The following is a 24,201-nucleotide window of genomic DNA, read 5'->3' on the forward strand; positions in this document are numbered from 1 at the left end:
ATCAATCGTTATACGGCCTTACGACCAGTTTGTAATCATCCTTTTCGAGCAGCGACGAATCGATCTCAATCTCGATCTCCTTCGATTCGCCTTTGAGCAGCGTAAAATAGTTGTCGTCCATGATTGCGGGCAGGATCTGTTCCCCCGTCGAAGCATAGACCGGCATTACGCGCACGGCGAACGCCACGCCGCGGCCGCGGTTGGTGACGGTCGCATGGACAATACGCTTGCCGTCCACCGTCCGGGCTTTCGAGCGGACATCCAGCTTCGCGGGTTCGAGGTCGTTCAGCGCACGGTAATCGCCCAGGCGGTTCGAACGCCAGTAGAAGTTCTCCGAGAGCAGCTTGCCGGTATCGTCGGTCAGCCGCAGGCGGATGAAATGCACGGGTGAAAGCTCCGTGGCCGGCTGCCCGGAGCCGTAAAGTTCCATTTCGAAGAGCACCAGCTGCCAGTCGTCATGGGGTGCCCTGCCCTGCAGTTTGACATATCGGGCCGTCACAGGCCCGACCGTAATCTCATCGACCGGCGTGCTGGCCTTGCCGCTGGTGTAGATTGTCCGCCACTTCTCGGCATCGTCCGAGGCGAGTATCTCGTACGATTTGGCGGCTTCGCTCTCCCACGTCAGGACGATGTCCGAAAACTCGGTGGGCTCGCCCAGGTCTACCATCACCCACTGCTCGCCCGGGCCTCCCGAGCGCCACGAGGAGCCCGTGTTGCCGTCGGTGACGGATTTGGCCGCATGAAAATCGTTGTTCTCCGACGACGACGCAATCGTCTTCCTGCCCCGCGCGAGGTTGCGGTCTTCGGGGAAGGGAATCGTCATCGCTTTCGTCGCCGTGTTGGGCAGCGACGACAGGGTCGCCTGCCGCGCATAGCGTTTCACCTCGCGGCCGTCCATGTTGTACACGGCCGCCTCGGCGCGGATGCCGTTGTAGGCCTCGCCGCTGGCATTGATTACCTTGACCGTGTTGTCGGCATAACTCCACTGGATATGGAGCGGCTCACAGGCCTTGCGCACGCCCCAGTAGGCGCCGTTCAGGTCGTAGTAGTAGTCGTAGGTCTGCCATACGAACGACGGGTAGGCCGACTGGCTCATCCAGGTCAGGATGCCCGAAGCGTCGTTCCACAGGTGGTGCTGCCACCCTTCGTACATCGCCTTGTTGACCTCGATGTTGAGCAGCTGGGCCTTGCGGCAGAAATCCTCCGCACCCGCGGCCTTGCCGTAATTGTACTCCACGGCGGAGAAGTAGCGCGTGGGCCGCGCATTGCCCGCCGAGTTGCCGAAGAAATGCTTGTCGAGCATCTCGGGCGAAGCGGGCCACCGCTCCGCGTCGGGCATGAATTTTTTGTAACTCTCGTAGTTGGTGAATACCGCCGAGCCGATTTCCGAGCGGAAGCCCCAGCCGTCGAGTTTGTGCTCGCCGTACCCCAGCGGGTAAGCCGTGAAGTACCAAATCGGATGCGCGTTCACCCAGGGGCCGCTGCCCGAGAAGCCGTATTCGCGCGAAATGGGCTGGTACCAGCGGTCGCCGCCGTCGAAAGTCCTGACGTCCTCGCGCAGCCACTCGTTCAGCGGCGCCAGGGGCACGCCCTCGTTGTCGCCGCACCACACCGCGATGCAGGGGTGGTTGCGCAGCCGCTTGATTTTCTCCACGGCATTGCGGTTGAAAGCGAAAATGTCGTCGGGAAGATTGGGATGCGAGTTGAGCCAGAAATCGTCGAAGACCATGATGCCGTACTTGTCGCACGCCTCGTAGAACTCATCGTCGGTGGTCGAGCCGATCCAGTTGCGAATCATGTTGTAGTGCATTTCATTGTGCAGGCGTATCTTCAGGTCGTATTCGGCGCCGCGGCAGCGCAGCAGGTATTCGCTCATACCCCAGTTGCCGCCCTTGCAGTAGATGCGCTCGCCGTTGACCGATAGCTGGAACACCCCTTTTTCGAAGTCGTACGAATACTCCCGGATTCCGAACACGATTGTCCGCCTGTCGGAGACTCCGCCGTCGACCTCGCAGGTCAGCTCGCACGTGTAGAGGTTCGGATCCCCGTATCCGTTGGGCCACCACAGGGCCGGATCCTCGACGGCCAGCTGCGGGAACTCGCGCGGATCGATGCCACAGGTTACCTGCCTGCCCGCCGGCACCTTGAACGGTTTTTCGAACGTTATGTTGCCGGGCATGATAACGCCTTTCAGCACCCCGCTCTTCTCCCCGGACGAATGGTTCTTCAATTCGGCCGAAAGGGAGATAACGCCCTTTTCACGGGAGGGAACCTTCGTGCGCACCCACGGGTCGACGAGGGAAACATCGCCCGAGGTGGCGAAATAAACATCGTCGGTTATGCCGTTCAGCAACCCCGGGACATAGGGCATCCAGTCCCAGCCGGCGCTCGAAATATAGGTTGGGCTGGCATGGTTGGCAACCGGGTTGGTCGGGGCGTAGACCAGCACGGCCAGCACGTTCGGCGTACCGTCCTTTTTGAGCAGGCCGCCGATTTCGAACATCCCGCGATCCATGAAGCCGTCCAGCGAGCCCAGCCGCGCGCCGTTGAACCAGACTTCGGCTTTGCGGTTCACGCCCTCGAAACAAATCCACTGCCGCTCCCCTGCGGGCAGATCCCGCGTCGAAAATTCGGCCCGGTACCAGAAATTGCGGTCGTACTTGCTTTTGTCGGCCTTGTAGGCGTTGTCGCCGAAATTGGGATCGGGCTCGATGCCCGCTTCGACGAACGACGTGAACACCGCGCCGGGAACCACCGCCGGAGTCCATCCAACGATGTCGTACCCCGCCCTGCACATGGCCTCCGTGTCGGAGACTTCGTCCTGCGCCCGGAGCTGCCATGCGATGACCGGGCTGTCGCTGTTGAGCGATATTTTCCGCACTGCGGCCGTCAAATCGAGGCTGAAGGCCAGCAGCGCTGCTATCAATAGGCTTTTTTTCATTCGTTTAGTTTTTTCCGGTTGTTTTTCCATGCGTACGCGTATTCCGGGATACGCGGCGCCCGCCGACCGGCCGGGACCCGAAAGCGCCCCGGGTAGCGGACAGTCCGTTTCCATAAAGAAATCCGGCGACGGCCATGTGAACACCGCCATCGCCGGATTATGCCTCCGTCTCTGCGGACCCCGCGGAAACGGTACTGCTGTCCGTATTCTACCAGCCGGTATTCTGTACGAGGTTCGGGTTCTGGATCATCTCGGCATACGGGAACGGCCACAGGTAGAAGCGGTCGCTCCAGCTGCCGCGCGTCGACAGCGGATCGTAGCGCACCTCGTAATTGCTCAAATCGGTAGGATCGGTCGTGCGCTTGGTGGCGTCCTTGAGTTTGACGAGCCATGCGCAGTCGCTGCCCCAGTGTGTGCTCACACCGTTATCCGACGTGTCGGTGATGAAATCCTTGTAGTCGCCCCAGCGAATCAGGTCGACATAGCGGCTGCAGTCCTCCAGCCAGAGTTCGAAACGGCGCTCGGCCTTGATACCGTACTCGGCGTTGTCCATATCCAGTGCGGGCGCGTCCGTAAGGCCGGCACGGCGGCGCACCATGTTCAGGGCCTCCAGGCCCGAGATATTGGCCGTACCCTCGCCCGACATGCAGACGGCCTCGGCATACAGCAGCAGCACGTCGGCATAGCGCATCAGCGGGAAGTTCGTCCGGTTGCCGTTGGTCTGGCCGCCGGCGAAACGCTCGGGCACCACGTCGTCCACAAAATCGTAGTATTTCATACGGAAATAGCCTTCGTTCTCGAAGAGCATGCTCGACATGACACCGCGGGCAGCTCCGTCCAGATAGGGGAAGTCGTGGTAAACCTCGCTGTACGTAGCGATGGCTGCGCGGCGGCGGACGCTGTTGCCGTCATGTTTGGCGAACGCCAGGCCGAACGTGCGGGTCGGGTTGATGAAGCCCCAGCCGTCGGAGGCGGTCGTGGTGTTGCCCGGCAGGTTTACCTCGTCCTTACGCCAGTTCATATAGGCGCGGAACCAGAAAGGCTCGGTGCTCGTAATCGTCGTGGCGTCGCCGTCGATATCCAATTCGAGCAGGAACTCGTCGCAGAAATCCGCCTCGGCGCGGTAGAGCGTCAGGTATTCATAGTCCTCATTGCCTTCGAGCCAATTTTCATGCTGGCTCTTGGCGAGTTTCATGTTCGTGCCGTAGCTCGACGGGCCCATCGTCGCAGTCTTCTGCCAGAGCTCGTATTTGCCCGAGTTGATTACCTTGGCCAGCTCGACCTTGGCGTTCGCATAGTCGTTCTGCCACATGTAGCCCTGGCCCTTGTAAGCGTAGCAGGCCTCGGCCGTCCAGCGGCCGCCGATGGCTTTCTGTCCGCCCAGCCCGCTCTTCGAGGGCAGCGCGGCGGCAGCTTCTTCGAACTGCGTCATAATCCATTTCCAGTTGTCCGCGGGATTCGAGTTGCCGGGATAGAACGAATAGTTGACACCGTCCAGCACATGGTCCACCAGCGGAGCGGAGCCCCACAGCTGCGTCAGGCGCATCATCGCCCACGCACGCCAAGCCTTGGCCTCGCCGATTACGCGCCGGCGCTCGGTCGAGCCGTCGTTCAGCTTGTCGACGATCATGTTGCATTTATACATAATCTTGTAGAAACGGGTGTACATCTCCTTGTAGGCGTTGTTCTCCGAATCGTCGATCATGGCCGACATGCGGTGGTAGTCGGTACCGTCGTTCGGGCCCGAACCGCCGGGCCAGCAATCGGCCACTTTCGCCGAGGTCGTAGCGATGTAATGAACGCCCCAGTCGCCCATCATCAGGTATTTGGCCGTAACGTACACGTTCGCGATCAACTGCTGGGCCATCATGTCGTCGGCTTCCGCGTAGGTTTTATCCACTTCGGTGACACCGAGCTGCTCGAATTCGAGGCGGTCTTGCGAGCAGGACGCGAAAATCATCGCCCCGGCAAGCAGACTTACGAATGCTTTCATATGTTTTTTCATTGTAGTCGTATGTTTTTAGGTTAGAACGAAAGGTTGGCGCCGAATGTCAGGGTCTTCGGGGTCGGGTAATCGCCGAAGTCGAGTCCCATGGCCGACGTAGCGTTGACAGCTTCCGGATCCATACCCCAGTAGGGTGTGAAGCAGAAGAAGTTGTCGAGCGAAACATAGACGCGGAGCTTCGAAACGGCAATCTTCTTCGTCAGCGATGCCGGCAGCGTGTAACCCAGCTGCAACTGCTTGAGTTTGAAGAATGAACCGCTCTTGAGCCACATGCTCGAGCTGGCTGCGTGCTGGTCGCCGACCGGGTCGGGATGCGGGTATTTGGCGCTCGCCCCCTTCACGTCCCACGAATCGGTCCACATCTCGGGCGGACGGTTGGCCTGCGGGCCGCGCGATCCCAGCATGAGCTGGCCGCCATGGCTGCCGTTGCCGAATATCGTCAGGTCGAAGCCCTTGTAAGCCATGTTGATGGTGATACCGTAGGTGAAATCAGGAATCGGCGAGCCGAGATGCACCTTGTCCTTGTCGTCGATCGTACCGCTCTCGTCCTTGTCGTAATACACGGCGCTTCCGTCCTCCGGATTGACACCGAGGTATTTCCAGCCGTAGTAACTCCACACGGGATGTCCCTCCTCGAAGTAAACCAGGCCCTGGCCGCCGCCGTCGATACGCGTAGCCTCTTTCAGCTCTTTCACTTTGCTGTTCAGTGTCGCGAGGTTGGCGTTGACGCTGTACGTAAACTCGCCGACCTGATCGCGCCAGCCGAGTTCGAACTCGAAACCGTGGTTGTTGACCTTGCCCACGTTGCGCGTAACGGACGTCGTACCGGTCGAAAGCGGCGGCGTCATCGGAACCAGCTGTCCCGTCGTATTCTTGTTGTAGAAATCGAACGTAAAGTTGAGGCGGTCGCGCAGGAACCGGGCGTCGAAGCCGAAGTCGACCTGTTTAGCCGTTTCCCACTCGAGTTCGGGGTTGGCCAGCACGTCCGAAGGCGTAACGGTGGGCACGAGCTGCCCGCCCATCGGATAATAGTCCGTCACGTTCATCGACGAGCGGTAGGGATAGCCGCTCAACACCCTGACATTGCCGTTCTGGCCGTACGATGCACGGATTTTCAGGAACGACAGCGCATTCGGATTCACATCGCGCATGAAACGCTCGTTGGTAACGGTCCAGCCCGCCGACACCGAGGGGAAATAACCCCACCGCGCATCTTTCGACAGTTTCGACTGGTCGTAAGCGTCGGCACGGAAGTTCACCATGATGTTGTAACGGTTGTCGAAGGTATAACCCACGCGGCCGAAGTAGCTCAACGCGGCAAGTTCGCCCACTTTGCCGCCCACGCCTTTGATGGCGCCGCTCGACGCATAATCGAGGTAGTGGAAATTACCGGCATTGTTCGTCAGTCCGTCGGTCGAACCCGATGTATAGTTCGACCACTCGTACTGGTATGCCATACCGACCATGGCATTGATCGTATGCTTGCCGAACGTATTGTTGTAGTTGGCGAAGTTCTCCCACATGTAGAACCGGTTCATCGAAGTCCGGCCCTCCACCGAAAGGTTCGTACGCGAGGAAACCGACATGTACATCGGGGCTCCGTAGAACTGGTAGTTGGCCGCCTCGAGGCGGTAACCGACACGCGAAGTGAACGTAAAGCCCTTGACGGGCGAGAAGACTACGGACGACGAACCGCGCACCGCAAAGTCCTTGTGCTGTCCCGTGTTGCCGTAATAATGCGACAGCGGGCTGGTCGAGTCCTTGGCGGTAAACGGAACGGCCACGTAATCGCCCTTCTCGTTTTTCATCAGCATGTCGTCGCCCTGGGAAGCAATCAGCTCCTGCATGTATTCCGGCAGGTTGTCCTTGTCGTAGAAAGCGGGCGTCAGCGGATCCATCATATAGGGATTGACAGCCTGCGAACCGGTGCCGACGCCGTCGGTAGCTTTCTGGTAGCGCGAGCTCTCGATGGTGTTGTTGGTCGTGAAGGTCAGCCAGGGTTTGATCTTGTAATCGGCGTTCACCTGGAACGTAATACGCTTCAGCCAGTCCTTGTTGCCGTAATACATACCGTCGTTGTCCAGGTAGGAGAGCGAGGCGAAAAGCGAGCCGTTGTCGTTGGCCGTTTCGAAACCGGCCGTATGGCGCTGGAACGAACCGTTGTCGCCGTAGAGCGTATCGAACCAGTCGTTATCCGTCTTGCCGTCCCACGGATCCATCAGCTGGCCGTTTCCGGCAGCGGTCTGGTATGCGGCATACTGCTTGGCATTCATCAAATCGGCCTTGCTCGCCAGCGAGGTGATGCCGTAGGTGAAGTCGTAGAATACGCGGCCGCCCCGGGTTCCTTTCTTCGTGGTAATCAGCACCACGCCGTTACCGGCCTCGACGCCGTAGATGGCGGCCGAAGCGCCGTCTTTGAGGATTTCCATCGACTCGATGGACGAGGGGTCGAGGTACGAAATGTCCGACACCTTCAGACCGTCCACGATATAGAGGGGATCGGCCGCGCCGGCATTGTTGGAGCTGAAACCGCGGATACGGATCGAGGGGCTCGAGCCCGGTGCAGCCGAGGCGCTGAAGACATTGACGCCGGCAGCCTTGCCCTGCAGGGCCTGCTGTGCGTTCTCGACCGAACGCGACATGAACGCGTCGTTCTTCACCGACGCAATCGAACCCGTCACGTCGCTCTTTTTCTGGACGCCGTAACCGATGACGACCACTTCGTCGAGGGTCTGGTTGTCCTCTTTCAACTCGATCTTCAGGTTGGTCTGCGACCCGATGAGAATCGTCTGGGGTTTATACCCGATGAACGTCACGAGAATACGCTGGTCGGGCGATACGCGCTCCAGGCGGAACGAACCGTCGGAGGCTGTCGACGTTCCTTTCGACGTTCCGTCGACTACTACGGCCGCGCCGATCACCGGATTGCCCTGCTGGTCGACGACGGTTCCCGTCAAATTGCGCGTTTGTGCAAAAGCGCGATTGCCTGCCAGCGGAGCGGCAAGGATCAGCACTACTGCTGCAAAAGCTAATTTCAGTAAGCTTTGTTTCATAATCATGATAAGTTAATGTAGGTTGTTGGTTTCGTTTCATTCTTTTCCGGCGAGGCGCCGTACCTCGGGCCGGATCGGTAATTGGACATCTTTTTCGTCAGTTGCTTCCGGAAATAGTTTCAGGTTAAATTGTTTTTTACGTTAAATAGTTTATAATCAGGTGTTTTTCAATCCAATAAATCCATCGCGCGCCATCCGGCCGAAGCCTCCCGCCGCCACGTTGAGGGGTGTTTGTCCCCGGGGCGTGCCGAATTCGGCACACCGTCGCAGCAGTCCGGCATGTTCAGCTACTCTGTGGGAAGTCCCTTGTACGCGCGGTAGGTGGCGGCCAGGTCGGCGGTTCGTACGAACACGTATTTCCGGCCGTCGTTACGCGCCTCGATTTGTTTCTTGAGCTCGGCGGCATAGGTCAGCACGTCTTCGCTCGCCGTGCCGATCATCACCGACAGGAACAGCGGCTCGTCGACCGAAGCGGTGTTCAGCACCTCGTTCAGGTATTCGGGCCGGGAGTTGGTCGTGCCGATGTGGAAACATTCGTTGTCCATGTGGTACTCCGTCGAACCGATGCCCCGCCAGTCGGTGCCCGCATATCCGCCCTCGAGGCAGTAAGGCTGGACGTTCCAGGCAACCGCCTCGCCGTCGACCATCTGCTTCATGGTCAGCATGCCGGCCTGCTCGAGGTAATGTTTCGTGAGCGAGCAATAGAACGAGAAGCCGCTGTAACGATCCGTCGTCGGCGAGCCGTCGCCCATCATGGCGCCCATCTCCTGCCCGCCGGCGTTCATCACCCGCTCGTACCAGTTGAAAACACGCGGCGCGAGGTCGACGATGGCGGGGTTGATAATCCACGTCACGGGAACCTCACCGTAGGCCGCCGACTCTTCGATCGTGTAAGGCATGTAAATCATCGTGTGCAGCAGGTTGTCGCCGTCCGAAACGAGCAGTGCGATGTATACGGTATTGGGCTCGGCCTGGTACACCTGCGGTTTGAGGGGCGTGCCCTTGACGGAGGGGAACGACGACATGACGGTCATGTTCTCGACCGAGATGAACGGCACCATGAAATACCCGTAGTCGGCGAACAGCTTGTCGGCTTTCAGCTCGTCCGTCCAGCCCATAATCTGCGTTCCGGCGGGATATTTCTTGACGATATTCTCGTAATAGGCGCACTCTTCGTGATCCTGAATATCGAGGAAGTAGGTGAACAGGCGGTTGGCCACTACGTAATCCTTGTTGGCGGCGCCCCAGCTCTCCTGGAAATCGGTGGTCATGTGCGACCACGTGAAAGCCACGTCGCGGTTGGCGGTTTCGAAGTAATTTTCCACAAGCCAGTCCACGCATTCGATATTGGACTTGAAGCGGCCACGCAAATCCTCAATCACCGGGAAACCGTATTTTTTCACCTCCTCGTAAAGCCGGGGCGAAACAATCAGGGCGTCGGTCTGCCCGGCAATCGTCGTGGCGGCTTCAATCGTCGCCTCGATTAGCGCGGGGTCGTAGATGACCACACCCTTTATGTATTTTTTGTAATGCTCGACGAGCGCCGAGAAAGCGGGATTGGACTTCATGGCATCCAGCGTCAGCGTCTCCTGCGGAATATCCTGCAGCACGCGGTCGAGCCAGAACTGTCCCATCTGGGCCATGTCGTGCGGGCCTGTTTTCCAGCCTCCGTGGTTATCCTTGCAGCGGCTGTTCATCACATAGATTTTCTGTTCGCTTTCCCGGTTGACGATGCCCTGCAGGCCGATAGCGGCAACCTGTCCCTCAATATCGTCGTTCTGCAAATCCACCACGACGAGCGATTTGGTCGGGGTCTTGACTTTCGGATAAAGCCGGCCCGTCAGGTCGACGGAGGCAGCCGGCCGGCCGCATGCAGGACAGTCGCCCTGGCATGACGCGAATGTCAGCAGGCAGAACAACGGAGCGAAACATTGGGTCAGAATTCTTTTCATTGGTTTTGAGTAGGTTAGTTAGTATTATTATTCTCTTGTCATGTCTATTCCGGTGAATTTCAGCGCAGCGTTCCCAGGATTGCGCTCACGGAGAAATCGGCCCGGCAGATTACCTTGTCCGACGCCCCGTAATACATCTGGATGCGGTCGCCGTCGACGACATGCCCGTTGGTGAAGACGACGTTCCCGAAAAAGCCCTCCAGCTCGTACGGCTCGGACGGCTCCATGAGGGGTTCCTCGCTGCGGGCGATGACTTTCGAGGGGTCGCCTGCGTCGAGCAGCATCGCGCCCAGACAGTACCTGTTCGCGGCGTCGGCGCCGTGGTAAATCATCAGCCACCCTTCGTCCGTGGGAATCGGCGAACATCCCGCGCCGATTCGTGCGCTGTCCCACATACCCTTGCGGGTGCGCGCCACGCATTTGTGGTTGCCCCAGTGGTACAGGTCGGGGCTCTGGGCAATCCAGATGTAATTTCCGCCGATTTCGGGGCTGCTCGGACGGTGCAGCATATAATATAGGTTCCCGATTTTTTGTTCGAACAGCGCGCAGTCCTTGTTGTGCGGGGGCAGCACCAATCCGTAATCGGTAAAACGGCGCCAGTCGGAGGTGCTCCGCATCCGCACAGCCACCCCGTTGGCCGAAACGGCCGTATAGGTCAGGAAATAGTCTTCCCCGATTTGCGCGACCCGGCAGTCCTCGATTCCGTACGCCTCGTAGCAATCGCTTCCGAACAACGGGGGATAAGCGGGCTCCTCGCTGAAACGTACGCCGTCCGTGCTGCTCACCAGCCGCAGGTGGGACATCGTCGTCAGGAAATCCTCTCCTTTATAATTAATGACCCGGGGGTCGGACAGGTCGAGCTCGGGCGACGACGACGGGACGCGCATCACCGTGACGCGGTTGGCGTCGTCGAGTAGGGGGAAGCTGATTTCGCCGTCGGTCTGTTCCGGGCGCTCCGCAACCCGGAGCAGCAGCCAGATTTTTCCGTCGAAGCGGAACACGCCGGGATTCAGCAGGCATTCGATTCGCATGGTCTCCTGGCTGGGACGTATATCCTCCGGACTTAAAATCGGGTTGTGTGCATGTCTCATGGCCGTTTTCTTTTTGATTCAAAAGTAGGGTATATTCACGGCCCGGTTGTATACAATATTACCAAAATGGTATAATGTCAGTATACAACCCCGAAATCCGAAAGGAATATTTTCCGGCCCGTACAATACCTGCCCTACACCGCCAACAGCCGCAATTTGTTCCGTTTACACCATACCGCTACGGATATTCCACAGCTTTGCAGCGTATTTACCCCACCGCAGCGCACACGCTTCGGGGATTTTGCTTATATTTGTAGAAAGGGCCGCCCACAGCCGGCACCACGCTCCCCGTGCAGAAGCGGCCCGCCGCCCGCAGGGATGCCGGCACCGCACGGATTGCATCGGCCCGCCGGAACCGGCATTCCGGACAGGCGGCACGGCCGGATACGGACTGCCCTCCACCAAAAAGGCGTTCGAATTCAAGTTACAGCCCCCGGTTCTCAAATAAAATCGGACGCAGATAGTATATTTTCTCATAATTATTCTTAATTTTACCGCATAAATTTAGTTTTACACCCCACGAACCTAAACTTATTTAACCAAACAGATACTTATGAAGAAATTTTTAACGAGCGTACTGCTGTGCACGACGCTGTTGGGCGCCGGGACCCTCCGTGCGGACAACATCCTGCTCTCCACCAAAAATTCCTCCCTGCTGGTGACCGCCGACAAAGGCAAGGCGCCACTGTTCCAGTATTTCGGCCCGAGCCTGGCTTCAATCGACGACGTTTTCAACAGCGGCGCGGCGTTCAACGACCCGGTTTATCCCCAATTCGGCGTCCAGTGTTCGCGCGAAACGGCCATCCAGGCCACCCACAACGACGGCAGCATGTCGCTCGAGCTGGTCGTGGAATCGGTCAGCAGGGAGCAGCGCGACGGCGGCGAAGTGACGGCCATCGCGACCAAAGACAAATACTACCCGTTCTACGTCACCGTTTACTATAAGACCTATCCCGACAACGACGTCATCGAAACGTGGACGGAAATCCGCCACCTGGAAAAGAAACCCGTCACGCTCTACCGTTTCGCATCGGCCTTCCTGCCCGTGCGCCGCGGCGACAACTGGCTCACGCATTTCCACGGCCCCTGGGGCGCCGAGGCATACCTCTACGAGGAGCCGCTGACCGACGGCATGCGAATCATCAAGGACAAAGACGGCGTGCGCAACACCCACAGCAGCTGCCCGTCGTTCATGATCACGCTCGACGGACGCCCCGACGAGCAGACCGGCGGCGTCATCGGCGGCACGCTGGCCTGGAGCGGCAACTACCGCATCGCCATCGACAACGACAACACCCACACCACCCGCATCTTCGCGGGCATCAACGAAGACCAGTCGCAATACGTCCTCGAACCGAAAGAGGTCTTCACCACCCCCGTCTTCGCATTCACCTACAGCAACGAGGGCAAGGGCGGCGTGAGCCGCAACTTCCACCGCTGGGCGCGCCTGCACCGCATCAGCCACGGCACCGCACAGCGCGACATCCTGCTCAACAGCTGGGAGGGCGTGTCCATGAAAGTCAACCAGGAGGTGATGGACCAGATGATGTCCGACTTTTCCGGCCTGGGCGGCGAAATGTTCGTCATGGACGACGGATGGTTCGGCGACAAATACCCCCGCAACGACGGCTCGTCGAGCCTCGGCGACTGGGTGGTCTGCAAGGAAAAACTTCCGAAAGGCATCGAGGGGCTGATCGCCTCGGCCAAAGAGAAAGGACTCAAGTTCGGCATCTGGATCGAACCCGAGATGACCAACTCCAGGAGCGAGCTCTTCGAGAAGCACCCCGACTGGGTGATTCAGCAGCCCCACCGCGAAATGTACAAGGGCCGCGGCGGCACGCAGCTCGTGCTCGACCTCTCGAACCCCGAGGTGCAGGAGTTCGTCTACGGCGTAGTGGACAACCTGATGACCGCGCATCCCGAAATCGCCTACATCAAGTGGGACGCCAACATGTCCCTGTTCAACTACGGTTCGACCTACCTGCCCAGGGACAAACAGTCGCACCTCTACATCGAATACCACCGCGGCATGGAGAAGGTGCTCGAGCGCATCCGCGCCAAATACCCCGACCTGGTCATGCAGGCATGCGCCAGCGGCGGCGGGCGTATCAACTACGGCTTCATGCCCTACTTCGACGAGTTCTGGACCAGCGACAACACCGACGCCATGCAGCGCATCTTCATCCAGTGGGGCGTCTCCAACTTCTTCCCCGCCGTGGCGATGGCTTCGCACGTGAGCGTCGACGTCAACTACCAGACCGGCCGCAGGACGCCCCTCAAACTGCGTTTCGACGTGGCCATGAGCGGCCGCATGGGCATGGAGCTCCAACCCGCCCACATGACCGACGAAGACAAGGCTTTCGCCCGGCGCGCCATCGCGGACTACAAGAAAATCCGCCCCGTCGTACAGCAGGGCGACCTCTACCGCCTGATTTCGCCCTTCGACAAGAGCGGCTATGCATCGCTGATGTACGTTACGCCCGAAAAGGAGCGCGCAGCCTACTTCGTCTACAAAATGGAGCAGTACCACAACATGCCGACCCCGGCATTCAAAATGGCCGGGCTCGACCCGCAGAAAACCTACCTCGTCAAAGAACTTACCGTCGTCGGCAAACCCATTCCGCAGGACGGCAAACAGTTCACCGGAGCTTTCCTGATGGAAACCGGCCTCGACTTCACGGTAGGCGGCGAACACGCCAGCCGCGTACTCGAACTGAAAGAGGTGAAATAACACGCATTGCCCGCAGCCGGGCCGCAAAGGGCCCGGCTGTTTTCATACCATCCAAAACCCTACCGCATGAAAACCGATGCACCGCACCGGGGGAGGCTCTATTCGCTCGATGTGCTTCGCGGCATCACCGTAGCGGGTATGATTCTGGTCAACAACCCCGGCTCCTGGAAATATGTTTACGCCCCGCTGCGCCACGCCGAATGGACGGGGCTGACGCCCACCGACCTCGTTTTCCCGTTCTTCATGTTCATCATGGGCGTGTCGGCGTGGGCCTCGCTGCGCAAATACGGCGGCAAATGGTCGGCCGACGGCTGCCGCAAGATACTCCGCCGTACGGTTTCCCTCTTCCTGGTCGGACTGGCCATCGCCTGGTTCTCGACTTCGCTGGGCACATGGAACTCGCTCGCCGCGGAACCCGTCGGCTGGGGCGAACGGCTGCTGCACAGCATCTCCGATTTGGGGCACGTGCGCATTTCGGGCATCCTGCAGCGGCTGGCCGTCTGCTACGGGGCCGGGGCGCTGATCGCCCTGCGATGGGGACGCCGCCCGCTTCCCTGGATCGCCGGGGCGCTGCTGCTCGGCTACGGGATCGTGCTCGCCGTCGGGAACGGCTACGCCTATGACACGACCAACATCCTGTCGGTGGTTGACCGCGCCGTGCTGGGCGCCGGACACATGTACAACGACCACGGCATCGACCCCGAGGGCGTGTTGGGCACCATCCCTTCGGTGGGACACGTCCTGATCGGCATCTGGATAGGCAGCATCGTCTTCTCGGACGAGCCGCTGGCCGCACGGCGCCGCAAGACGCTGCTCGCCGCCGCCCTGCTCCTGGCCGCGGGACTGCTGCTGTCGCCGGTATGCCCCGTCAGCAAAAAAATCTGGACGCCGACGTTCGCCCTCGTCACCTGCGGACTGGGGGCCGGAATTCTCGGCGGGCTAATCTGGCTCACGGACGAGAAACAGAAACTCCGGGGCGCTTTCGGCCGCTTCTTCGAAGTGTTCGGCAGCAACCCGCTCTTCATCTACGCCACGGCGACGCTGATGGCGATAATGCTTTACAAAACCCGGCTCGGCGCGGGGACGCTTTACAGCTACATCTACACCCATGCATTCCAGCCGTGGCTGGGCGACTACGGCGGCTCGCTGTGCTTCGCCCTGACGTTCGTCCTGGTCAACTGGGCTATCGGCTGGTGGCTGTACAAAAAGAAAATCTTCATCAAACTCTGAAAAAATGAAAAAACTGCTCCTTGCAATCGCCGTCCTGCATACGGTTTGCGTCACCGCATCGTCCCGCCAGTTGCACATCATCCCGCAGCCCGTGCGGGCCGAACTCCGGGAGGGCGTTTTCGCCGCCCCCGGGTGCAGGATAACCGCAAAAGGATTCCCCTCGCAGCCCGGCGACCTGCTCCGGCTGGCTTCCGAACTGGCAGCCCCGCGTGAAAAGGGCTCGTCCCGCCGGGGCGCGAGTACGCTTCTCCTGCGCCTGGACACGACGGCAGGCATTCCCCGCGAGGGCTACCGCATCCGGGTTACGCCGCACAGCGCCCAGCTTACGGCCGGCGACGAAAGCGGCATCTTCTACGGACTGCAGACGCTCCTCCAGGCCGCCGACGCCAACGGGAACATCCCCTGCTGCGAAATCGACGACCATCCCCGCTACGGGTACCGGGGGCTCCACCTCGACGTCTGCCGCCACTTTTTCCCCGTCGAGTTCGTCAAGCGCTACCTCGACCGGATGGCCTCCTTGAAGCTCAACACCTTCCACTGGCACCTGACCGACGACCAGGGCTGGCGCATCGAAATCAAGCGCTACCCCCGCCTGACGGAGGTGGGCGCCTGGCGCGACAAGACGCAAATCGGAGGCTACGACGAGAAACCCGCCACCTTCGAATTCGAGAAATACGGCGGCTTCTACACGCAGGACCAAATCCGCGAAGTGGTCGCCTATGCCGAAAAACTGCATATCACGGTGATTCCCGAAATCGAGATGCCCGGGCATGCGCTCGCCGCCCTGACGGCCTATCCGGAACTGGGGTGCGTGAACGGCCCCGAGTCCTACGAAATCGGGGGCTGGATTTCCGGCCCCAGCAATGTCTTCTGCCCGGGCAAGGAGCACACGTTCGAATTCCTCGAAAACGTGCTCGACGAGGTGATCGCCCTCTTCCCCTCGAAGCTGATTCACATCGGCGGCGACGAGTGCCAGCGCACGCGCTGGGAAGCCTGCCCCGACTGCCAGGCGCGCATCGCGGCCGAAGGGCTGCAGGACGAAACGCAGCTGCAGTCCTACCTCACCCACCGCATCGACCGCTTCCTCGCTGCGCGGGGGCGGCAGCTGATCGGCTGGGACGAAATCATGGACGGCGGGCTCTCGCCCGAAGCCGTCGTCATGAGCTGGCGCGGCACGGCGGGCGGCATCGCCGCAGCCAGGCAGAAGCACCACGTGATCATGACTCCGGGCCAGTACCTCTATTTCGACAAGAAAGGTTCGGACTCCCCCGAGGAGCCCGTCAGCCTGAACCTCGCGCTTCCGCTGGAACAGACCTACGGCTATGATCCCGCCGAGGGGCTCTCCGAAGAGGAGCAGCAGTACCTGCTCGGCGTGCAGGCCAACGTCTGGACGGAGTTCGTCCCGACCGGACGCCGCGTCGAATACCAGTTGCTGCCCCGCATCTACGCCCTGGCCGAAATCGCCTGGACGCCCGAGGCGCGCAAATCGTGGCAGGAGTTCTCCGAAGAGCGGCTCCCGGCGTTTCTGGCCAGACTCGACGCCGAGGGAACCCCCTACCGGGTGCCTGCCCCGCGGGGCATGCGCGAGGAGTCGCTCGAGGGAGGGCGCTTCACCTTTACGATTCGTCCCCCGTTCCCGGGCTGCCGGGTGTTCTATACCCTGAACGGCGCCACGCCCTACGACTTCGACCGGGAGATGCCGGACGAATTCCGCCTGGTCGTGCCCGAGGGCGAGCAGCGGGTGCTCAAATGCGTGGCCGTCACCCCCTCGGGGCGCCGGAGCATCGTCGTCACGACCCGTTTGAGCAACCCCCGGAAGTAACCGGACGAGCGCCGCCGGATGCATGCATCGGAACGCCCGCCGCTCCGCCACAACGATACGGAGCCTGTAAATACAATGGCCGGGGTTCCGGACGACCTCAACACGACATCCTGGGAATTCGATGAATTCCCAGGATGTCTTTCCATACCCGCCATACCCGTTCTTTAGAGCCGCCTCCCGCACCGCCTCCGTCCGGCATCCGCACCGCGCAAACCGAGGGACGGACACCCTTTCCGGCAGCGGCGCCACGTCCCGCAACCGCGTATGTCTGCCAAATAAGTACAATTCCCTGCCGTTCGCCCCGGTTGCTGCGGCGAACGCTTCCGGATTCGCCCCGAAAAGGTTACTTTCGCATACCCAATACCATACGCCTATGAAATACCAGCTTCTTATCCTGACCCTTCTTTCGGCCGCCACGCTCCGCGCACAAGTGGCCGTACACGAGAAAAATCCGGGCACCCGGCAGGCTTTCGGCCTCTCTACCCCGCAGCGCACGGCAGCAGTCTGCTACGACGAAAACGACGCGGAAGTCGTCAAGCGCGCCGCAGTGCTCTTCGCCGCCGACGTGGAGGCCGTCACGGGACGCCGTCCCCGCGTCATCCCCGCGACAAACGCACGGGGCCCCGTCGTCATCGTCGGGACAATCGAAAAATGCGGCCTCATCCGCCGGCTGGCCGAAGCGGGGAAAATCGACACCGCCCCGCTCGAAGGAGCCTGGGAACGTTACCTGATTCAGACTGTCGTCAATCCCCTGCCGGGAGTTACCCGGGCGCTCGTCGTCGCCGGCAGCGACCGCCGCGGCGCCGCATACGGCCTCTTCTCGCTCTCGGAACAAATCGGCGTTTCGCCCTGGTACTGGTGGGCGGACGTACCGGTGGAAAAGCACGAGGCACTCTACGTCGACGCCCCGGCGACCTGTTCCGAAACGCCGTCGGTACGCTACCGCGGCATCTTCCTCAACGACGAGGACTGGGGACTCACGCCGTGGGCCGCAAAGACCTTCGAGCCGGAGCGCGGCAACATCGGGCCGAAGACCTACGCCAAAATCTGCGAACTGCTGCTGCGCCTCATGGCCAATTACCTCGCCCCGGCCATGCATCCCGTTTCCACGTCGTTCAACCAGATTCCGGAGAACAAACTGGTAGCCGACACCTTCGCCATTGTGATGGGCTCGACCCACTGCGAGCCACTGCTGCTGAACACCGCCAGCGAATGGGACACCAAAACGATGGGCCCGTGGAACTACGACCGGAACAAGGAGGGCATCAACCGCGTGCTCGCACAGCGCGTACGCGAGAACAGCCCCTACGAAAACGTCTACACGCTGGCCCTGCGCGGACTGCACGACGGCGCCATGTCGACGACACTGCCCATGCACGAAAAAGTCCGGATGCTCCAGTCCGCGCTGCTCGACCAGCGCAACATATTGGCCGACAACATCGACCGCCCGATTGAAACCGTCCCGCAGGCGTTCACCCCCTACAAGGAGGTGCTCGAAATCTACTCCAACGGACTCGAACTGCCCGACGACGTCACGATCGTCTGGCCGGACGACAACTACGGCTATATGAAACGGTTGAGCGGCGTACGCGAGCAGCAGCGCTCCGGTCGCGCCGGCATCTACTACCACGTTTCCTACCTCGGTGTACCACACAGCTACCTGTGGTTCAGCACGACGCCCCCGTCGCTCATGTACGAGGAGCTGCGCAAGGCCTACGACACTACGGCCGACCGCCTGTGGCTGGTGAACTGCGGCGACCTGAAAGGCTCCGAAATGCAGGTTTCGCTCTTCCTCGACATGGCCTGGGACATCGACCGCTTCACCGCCGACAACGTCGTGACCTACCCGGCCCGCTGGCTGGCCGGCATCTTCGGCGGAGAGTACTACGGGCGCCTCGAACACCTCACCCGCGAACACCTGCGGCTGGCCTTCCCCCGCAAACCCGAATACATGGGCTGGGGCTACCACTGGAACCGCTTCGACAACAACTGCGAACAACCGACGGATACCGATTTCTCCCTGGTCAACTACAACGAGGCCGGGCGGCGGCTGGACGCCTACCGGCAGCTGGGCGCCGAGGCCGAAGCCCTGCTGCACGAAATCGGCGAGGCGGCCCGGCCGGCTTTTTACCAACTCGTCTACTACCCCGTCCGCGGCGCCGAGCTGATGAACCGCATGACCCTCGGCGGCCAGCGAAACCGCTGGTACGCCCGTCAGGGCCGCGCTGCGACCAACGCCGTACGCGACGAAGTGCGCAACTGCTACGACAGCCTGCATACCATCACCGATGGATACAACGCACTGCTCGGCGGCAAATGGAACCACATGATGTCCATGCGCCAGAACTACGACGGCGTGAGCGCCTACTTCGAACTGCCCCGCCTCGAAAGCCGCGATGCGGCGGGCGGCCCCGTACTGGCGCTGCAGGTCGAAGGCGAGGATATCACCGGCGCACGGAATTTCCACGCCCTGCCGGCGTTCGACAACTACCTGCGCCAAACTTACCGGATTGAAATCTACAACCGGGGCGGCGGCACGCTCGCCTGGACGGCAACGCCCTCGCATCCGTGGATACGAATCAGCCAGAGCGCCGGGCAAACCCCTACCGAAGCGTGCATCACGGTGGGCATCGACTGGGAGAAAGCCCCCGTCGGCGCCGTGCCTCCCGCCGAAATCGTGTTCCGGGCCGGGGAGCAGACCGAAAAGGTACTCCTATCGCTCTTCAACCCCGCGGCCCCGACGCGCGAGGAGCTCCGGGGCCTCTACGTCGAGAGCAACGGCTGTGTTTCGATTCCCGCCGCAGGCTACCACCGCGTCCGCGAAAACGAACGGATCAAAATAACGGTCGTCGAAGACCTCGGCATCGACGGACAGGCCCTGCAACTGGGAAACCCCGTCGCTCCGCTCCAGATATTCCGCAGTCCGAACGTACCGAATGCCGAATACGACTTCTACGCATTCGACGCCGGATCGGTCGATGTCTACACCTACGTACTGCCGACCTTCCCGCTCCACGCCGACCGCGACTTCCGCATCGGCGAGAACACCAACACCGACACCAAATACAGCGTACAAATCGACGACGGGGCGCTGGCCACTCCCTCTTCGTCGCACACGGAGTACTCGCAGGTGTGGTTCGAAAGCGTACTGCGCAACTGCGTCGTCAACAAATCGACGCTCCATATCGGCAAACCCGGACGGCATACGCTGCGCATCCGCGTGGGCGATCCGGGCCTCGTCGTCCAGAAAATAGTCCTCGACTTCGGGGGCATGAAACGCTCCTACCTCGGCCCGCAAACCACCCGGGTGGAATAACGCGCGGCAGACCGCCATCGGCGCAGCCCGTCGCTAAACGCAAAAGGGGCCGGGAGAATCTCCCGGCCCCTTTTGCAACCGCGGCAAGCACCGGCAACGGCCGCAGGCCCGCGCCGATGCCGGAATGCCGTTATTCTGTAAGCTGCGTATTGGGCTCCGGCGCGAGGTTCACCTTCAGCCGGCCGCCGCGCACCACCTCCGCAAAGGGAAGCTGCACGCTGTTCCACGGCTTGCCGTCGAGCTCTATCGAGCCGATATAGCAGTTCTCCGGTGTATTGCCCGTGGTTTCGATTACGAACTTGCGGCCCATGTAATAATCGGGATTCAGGCGAATCGTCACCTTGTCGAACAGCGGGCTGCCGATTTGGAACGACGGATCGGGAGCCGTCAGCCCCTTCGCGTCGAAAAGTCCCATCGAGGCCATCACGTACCACGCCCCCAGCTGTCCCTGGTCTTCGTCCTGCCCGTAGCCGTAGCCGTGAATCTCCTCCGTGCCGTAGAACTCGTTGCAGATGGTGCGCATCCACTTCTGCGACAGCCACGGCTTGCCCGAGAAGTTGAACAGGGCGGAAATATGGAGGTTCGGCTGGTTGCCGTGGTTGTAGTAGGCGTGCACGCCCGCAAAGGCGTTGATGGTCTTGCCGCCGCCGAAAACGTTCTCACGCGAGATGAGGAACGTGCTGTCGAGGCGGTTGTTGAACTCCTCGCGGCCGACCATGCCCACCAGCCGGTCGATGTCGTGGGGCACATAATAGGTATACTGCACGGCGTTTCCCTCTTGGAACCCGGCCCATGCCGCATAGGGGTCGAACCCGGCGATGAACTCGCCGTTCACGTCCCGCGGACGGATGTATTTGGTTTCGGGGTCGAAGAGCAGCTCCCACCCGCCCGAGAGCTTCGAGAGCTGCTCGTAATCGGCCTCATGGCCCAGCTGGCGGGCCATCTGCGCAACGGCATAGGCGCTGAACGAATACTCGAGCGTATGCGAAGCCGCGAATCCCGAGCCGTCGGTCGTGGTCTGCATGCCCAGTTCGGGCAGGTAAGGCGAATAGCCCTGCGCCACGAACCGGCCCACGTCCAGCTTGCCGGCTCCGGCGGGACGACCTTCGCTGCCCAGTTCGTTCTTGCGGGCAGCCTCGTAGCCGAGCGCCACATCGAAGTTGCGGATGCCGCAGTTGTAGGCCGCCGCAATGGCGAGGCCCGTGAAATTGGTGCCCACGCCCGAAACGTACTTGCTGCATGCGATGCCGTCCCCCAGCCATCCGGCGTCCTTGTAGACCAGCAGCTGGCTGGCGACCCAACCGGCATAATACTCGGGATAGGCGATGCTCCACAGCTGCGTAAGGTTCCAGTAGGCCCCCCAAATCGCATCCGTATTGTAATAGTTGTGCACCGGCTTGCCCGCACCGTCGAGCGCAATCCGGCCCACGCTGCCGTCGTTGGCGGGATAAGCCCCGTTCACGTCGCTGGCAAGGCCGCGGCCCAGCAGGGCGTGGAACAGCCCCGTGTAGAACTTCACGCGGTCTTCACGCAGGCCGCCCTCGACGCGGAGCCGGCCGAGCGCATCCTCCCACGTGTCGTTCGCCTCGCGGCGCACCCGGTCGAAATCCTTTTTCGCGGCCTCCTTTTCGAGGTTCAGGCGGGCGTTCTCGACCGAAGTGTACGAAAGTCCGATTTTCAGCCCCACCTGCGGCCGCTCACGGGTGTCGAAACGCAGGTACAGCCCGGCACCCTTGCCCGAGCGGGTCCGCTCCCCGGCGAACACCTCTTCGCCGCTGAACGTCCCGTAAGACACAGGCTCGGCATCCAATACGGCGCTGAAGTACATCGTCACCGTGGCGCCTTTCTGGTAGATGTCGACGTAGGCGGGTTCGGTCACCACCCAACCCTCGATGCGGCCGTCGTCGGTGTAGGTCACCCAGGCGTCCCGCACCGGGCCGCTCTCGCCCATCCGCGTGCCGACGTTGAATAGCAGGTTGGCCTCGTCCGTGGCGGGAAACGTATAGCGGTGGAACCCGACACGTTCGGTGGCCGTCAGTTCGGCCTGCACGCCGTAGTCCTTGAGCAGCACCGAGTAATAGCCGGGACGTGCGACTTCGTCCTTCTTGTCGAAGCGCGAGCGGTAGCCCGCATCGGGATTGTCCAGCGGGCCGGGAACGGTCTGCAGCGCGCCGACCGTCGGCGCCACCACCACGCCGCCCACCTGGAATTCATGGAAGTTGGCGAAGCCCTCGATCGACGTGTGGCGGGAGTCGTAACCGACGGCCTCCCAACCGTGGGGATTTCCAAGGTGCCCGTCCGTCGTCGGAGCCAGTTTGGCCATGCCGAACGGCACGGCGGCCGGCGTAAAGAAGAACCAGCGCGAATGGGCCGTGCCGATTCGCGGATCGACATAATCGGTCAGCGACTCCTGTGTCGCACACGAGGCGGCGCATAAGGCGCACAAAATCAAAAACAATTTATTCATAGCATGATATATATTACGGTATAAACCCTTCCGGGCCGGGACAAAGATAGTCAAAAGATGCCGCATTCCCCGCTCCGGGTCTGCGGAACAGCCCCTATTCGCCGACTTTTTCCGAAAGCCAGCGCACAAGCGAGCCGCGCAGCTCGTCCTTGTATTTAAATGTTTCGTTCCAGCCCCACCCGTGGCCGCCCGTGGGATAAATATGTATCTCGCCCGGCACCGCCGCGGCCTTGAGCGCGTCGTAGAACATCGTCCCGTTGACCGGGGGCACCCCGTTGTCGTCGTCGCTGAATGCGATGAACACGGGCGGAGTGGCGGAGCTCACCCGCCGTTCGTTGGAGAACGCCGCCACCAGGCCCTCGCTCGGGTTTTCACCCAGCAGGTTCGACCTCGACCCGGCATGCGTGAAACGCGCGTCCATCGTAATGACGGGATAAATCAGCACTGCGAAATCGGGGCGATTCGCACTGCAGGTGAAGTGGGTCGCCGCGGTCGAGGCGAGGTGTCCGCCGGCCGAGAAGCCGATTACGCCGACACGCGCCGGGTCGATATTCCACGCCGCAGCGTTCGCCCGCACCATTTCGATTGCCTGCTGCACGTCCCGGCGGGGCAGGTCGTAATTGCCGTGGGGCATGGTGTATTTCAGCACGACGGCGGCGAATCCGCGGGCGGCGAACCACTCGGCCACCTGATGGCCCTCATGGCCGATGGCAAGGCCGCCGTAGGCGCCTCCGGGGCAAATCACCACAGCCGGAGCCGGGGTTTTGCGGTCGGGAGTGTAGAGCGTTACGAACGGCTCGTTGTCGCGGTCGAATTTCGCATCGACACGCTCCGGAGCGCCCTTTCCGGCCGCGGGCCACAATTTGAACTCGGCTCTCTGCCGGGCGGAGAGGGCCGCCACGCAGAGCAGCGCGCACAGGGTAAGAAAAACTCGTTTCATCATATCTTCAGGTTATAAGGTTTCCAATGGCTTCATATCATCGTACGATGCGCACCTCTTCGGGGGCGGACACGGTCGAAACGACCTTTCCGGCGGCGTCGCGCTCGTGGCGCACCCGTATCACGCCGTAAGGAGTCGGGAAAGTCCCCTCGGCCCATTTCAGGCTCCCGAGGTTCGGACGCACCGCCACGGCCCGGCAGCCGGGCTCGAGCGGCTCGATGCCCAGCACGTACCGCGAAAGCCACGCCGTGGGGCCCGAAGCCCAGCCGTGGCAGAAGCTGTGGCGCAGTCCCTTGTAACAGTAGGCGCCCGATTGGGCGTGAATGTCGAACTCCCCGGCGGGAACCGGCTCGTCGATGCGGGCCGCACGGGCGGCATGGGCGTAATTCAAATCCTCCCAGAACGTCGTCGCCCCCAAATCGAGCATCGCGCCCCAGTAATCGGAGATAATCCGCATCGCATCGCCGTACAACCCGCCTGCGGCCAGCGCTTCGAGCATATAGTAGCCGTAGAAAGTCGAGAATCCTTCCGCCCCGCCCCGGGCAATCACCGGCCCGCACACCTCGTCCGGGTCGGCCATCCCGGCCAGCACGAGCATCGCCGCAGCCTGTTTGTTTTGCCCGTGGTCGGGCACATGCCGCCGCAGCCGCTTG

General features: G+C 61.2%; 12 protein-coding genes. 4 read left to right on the forward strand and 8 right to left on the reverse strand.

Annotated elements, in window-relative coordinates; genetic code table 11:
* Position 1: 1 nt before the first annotated feature.
* The 5 genes from QZT71_RS05880 to QZT71_RS05900 all read right to left on the reverse strand — a co-directional run bounded on the left by QZT71_RS05880 (position 2) and on the right by QZT71_RS05900 (position 11,042).
* Positions 2-2,941: a discoidin domain-containing protein gene (locus QZT71_RS05880; protein ID WP_295913801.1), complete on the reverse strand. Its 2,940-nt coding sequence runs from the start codon at positions 2,939-2,941 to the stop codon at positions 2-4.
* 208 nt (positions 2,942-3,149) lie between these two features.
* Positions 3,150-4,934, reverse strand: a complete 1,785-nt coding sequence (locus QZT71_RS05885) for a RagB/SusD family nutrient uptake outer membrane protein (RefSeq protein WP_295913802.1) — start codon at positions 4,932-4,934, stop codon at positions 3,150-3,152.
* Positions 4,935-4,966: 32 nt separating this feature from the next.
* Positions 4,967-7,999, reverse strand: coding sequence for a TonB-dependent receptor (locus QZT71_RS05890; RefSeq protein ID WP_295913804.1), 3,033 nt, complete (start codon positions 7,997-7,999; stop codon positions 4,967-4,969).
* A gap of 287 nt (positions 8,000-8,286) precedes the next feature.
* Positions 8,287-9,951 (reverse strand): GxGYxYP domain-containing protein, encoded by a 1,665-nt coding sequence (locus QZT71_RS05895; protein WP_295913806.1) that lies wholly within the window; start codon positions 9,949-9,951, stop codon positions 8,287-8,289.
* Between the two features lie 59 nt (positions 9,952-10,010).
* On the reverse strand, positions 10,011-11,042 hold the full coding sequence (locus tag QZT71_RS05900) for a glycoside hydrolase family 130 protein (RefSeq protein ID WP_295913809.1): 1,032 nt from the start codon (positions 11,040-11,042) through the stop codon (positions 10,011-10,013).
* Positions 11,043-11,595: 553 nt separating this feature from the next.
* Here QZT71_RS05900 and QZT71_RS05905 point away from each other — a divergent pair.
* The 4 genes from QZT71_RS05905 (at position 11,596) to QZT71_RS05920 (ending at position 20,141) form a co-directional block, all read left to right on the forward strand.
* Entirely contained in the window at positions 11,596-13,773 is a 2,178-nt protein-coding gene (locus QZT71_RS05905; RefSeq protein WP_295913811.1) for an alpha-galactosidase, read from the forward strand.
* A gap of 66 nt (positions 13,774-13,839) precedes the next feature.
* The gene (locus QZT71_RS05910) at positions 13,840-15,003 is read left to right on the forward strand and encodes a heparan-alpha-glucosaminide N-acetyltransferase domain-containing protein (RefSeq protein WP_295913815.1); all 1,164 of its coding nucleotides are present in this window, start codon (positions 13,840-13,842) and stop codon (positions 15,001-15,003) included.
* 4 nt (positions 15,004-15,007) lie between these two features.
* Entirely contained in the window at positions 15,008-16,825 is a 1,818-nt protein-coding gene (locus QZT71_RS05915) for a beta-N-acetylhexosaminidase (RefSeq protein WP_295913818.1), read from the forward strand.
* Positions 16,826-17,198: 373 nt separating this feature from the next.
* Positions 17,199-20,141: a glycosyl hydrolase 115 family protein gene (locus QZT71_RS05920; RefSeq protein WP_295913821.1), complete on the forward strand. Its 2,943-nt coding sequence runs from the start codon at positions 17,199-17,201 to the stop codon at positions 20,139-20,141.
* 130 nt (positions 20,142-20,271) lie between these two features.
* On the opposite strand, the gene QZT71_RS05925 is transcribed toward QZT71_RS05920, so the two are convergent.
* The 3 genes from QZT71_RS05925 to QZT71_RS05935 all read right to left on the reverse strand — a co-directional run.
* Positions 20,272-22,608: a GH92 family glycosyl hydrolase gene (locus QZT71_RS05925; RefSeq protein ID WP_295913823.1), complete on the reverse strand. Its 2,337-nt coding sequence runs from the start codon at positions 22,606-22,608 to the stop codon at positions 20,272-20,274.
* Between the two features lie 94 nt (positions 22,609-22,702).
* Positions 22,703-23,551, reverse strand: a complete 849-nt coding sequence (locus QZT71_RS05930) for an alpha/beta hydrolase (RefSeq protein WP_295913826.1) — start codon at positions 23,549-23,551, stop codon at positions 22,703-22,705.
* Positions 23,552-23,585: 34 nt separating this feature from the next.
* Positions 23,586-24,201 (reverse strand): alpha-L-rhamnosidase C-terminal domain-containing protein (locus QZT71_RS05935; protein ID WP_295913829.1); only part of this gene is annotated, 616 nt, incomplete at its 5' end.

Source organism: uncultured Alistipes sp. (assembly GCF_902388705.1).
GTDB lineage: Bacteria > Bacteroidota > Bacteroidia > Bacteroidales > Rikenellaceae > Alistipes.

Bases quoted from the DNA above. Each gene is read 5' to 3' on its own strand.
- QZT71_RS05880 (WP_295913801.1), bottom strand. From the start codon at position 2,941: ATGAAAAAAAGCCTATTGATAGCAGCGCTGCTGGCCTTCAGCCTCGAT.
- QZT71_RS05885 (WP_295913802.1), bottom strand. From the start codon at position 4,934: ATGAAAGCATTCGTAAGTCTGCTTGCCGGGGCGATGATTTTCGCGTCC.
- QZT71_RS05890 (WP_295913804.1), bottom strand. From the start codon at position 7,999: ATGAAACAAAGCTTACTGAAATTAGCTTTTGCAGCAGTAGTGCTGATC.
- QZT71_RS05895 (WP_295913806.1), bottom strand. From the start codon at position 9,951: ATGAAAAGAATTCTGACCCAATGTTTCGCTCCGTTGTTCTGCCTGCTG.
- QZT71_RS05900 (WP_295913809.1), bottom strand. From the start codon at position 11,042: ATGAGACATGCACACAACCCGATTTTAAGTCCGGAGGATATACGTCCC.
- QZT71_RS05905 (WP_295913811.1), top strand. From the start codon at position 11,596: ATGAAGAAATTTTTAACGAGCGTACTGCTGTGCACGACGCTGTTGGGC.
- QZT71_RS05910 (WP_295913815.1), top strand. From the start codon at position 13,840: ATGAAAACCGATGCACCGCACCGGGGGAGGCTCTATTCGCTCGATGTG.
- QZT71_RS05915 (WP_295913818.1), top strand. From the start codon at position 15,008: ATGAAAAAACTGCTCCTTGCAATCGCCGTCCTGCATACGGTTTGCGTC.
- QZT71_RS05920 (WP_295913821.1), top strand. From the start codon at position 17,199: ATGAAATACCAGCTTCTTATCCTGACCCTTCTTTCGGCCGCCACGCTC.
- QZT71_RS05925 (WP_295913823.1), bottom strand. From the start codon at position 22,608: ATGAATAAATTGTTTTTGATTTTGTGCGCCTTATGCGCCGCCTCGTGT.
- QZT71_RS05930 (WP_295913826.1), bottom strand. From the start codon at position 23,551: ATGATGAAACGAGTTTTTCTTACCCTGTGCGCGCTGCTCTGCGTGGCG.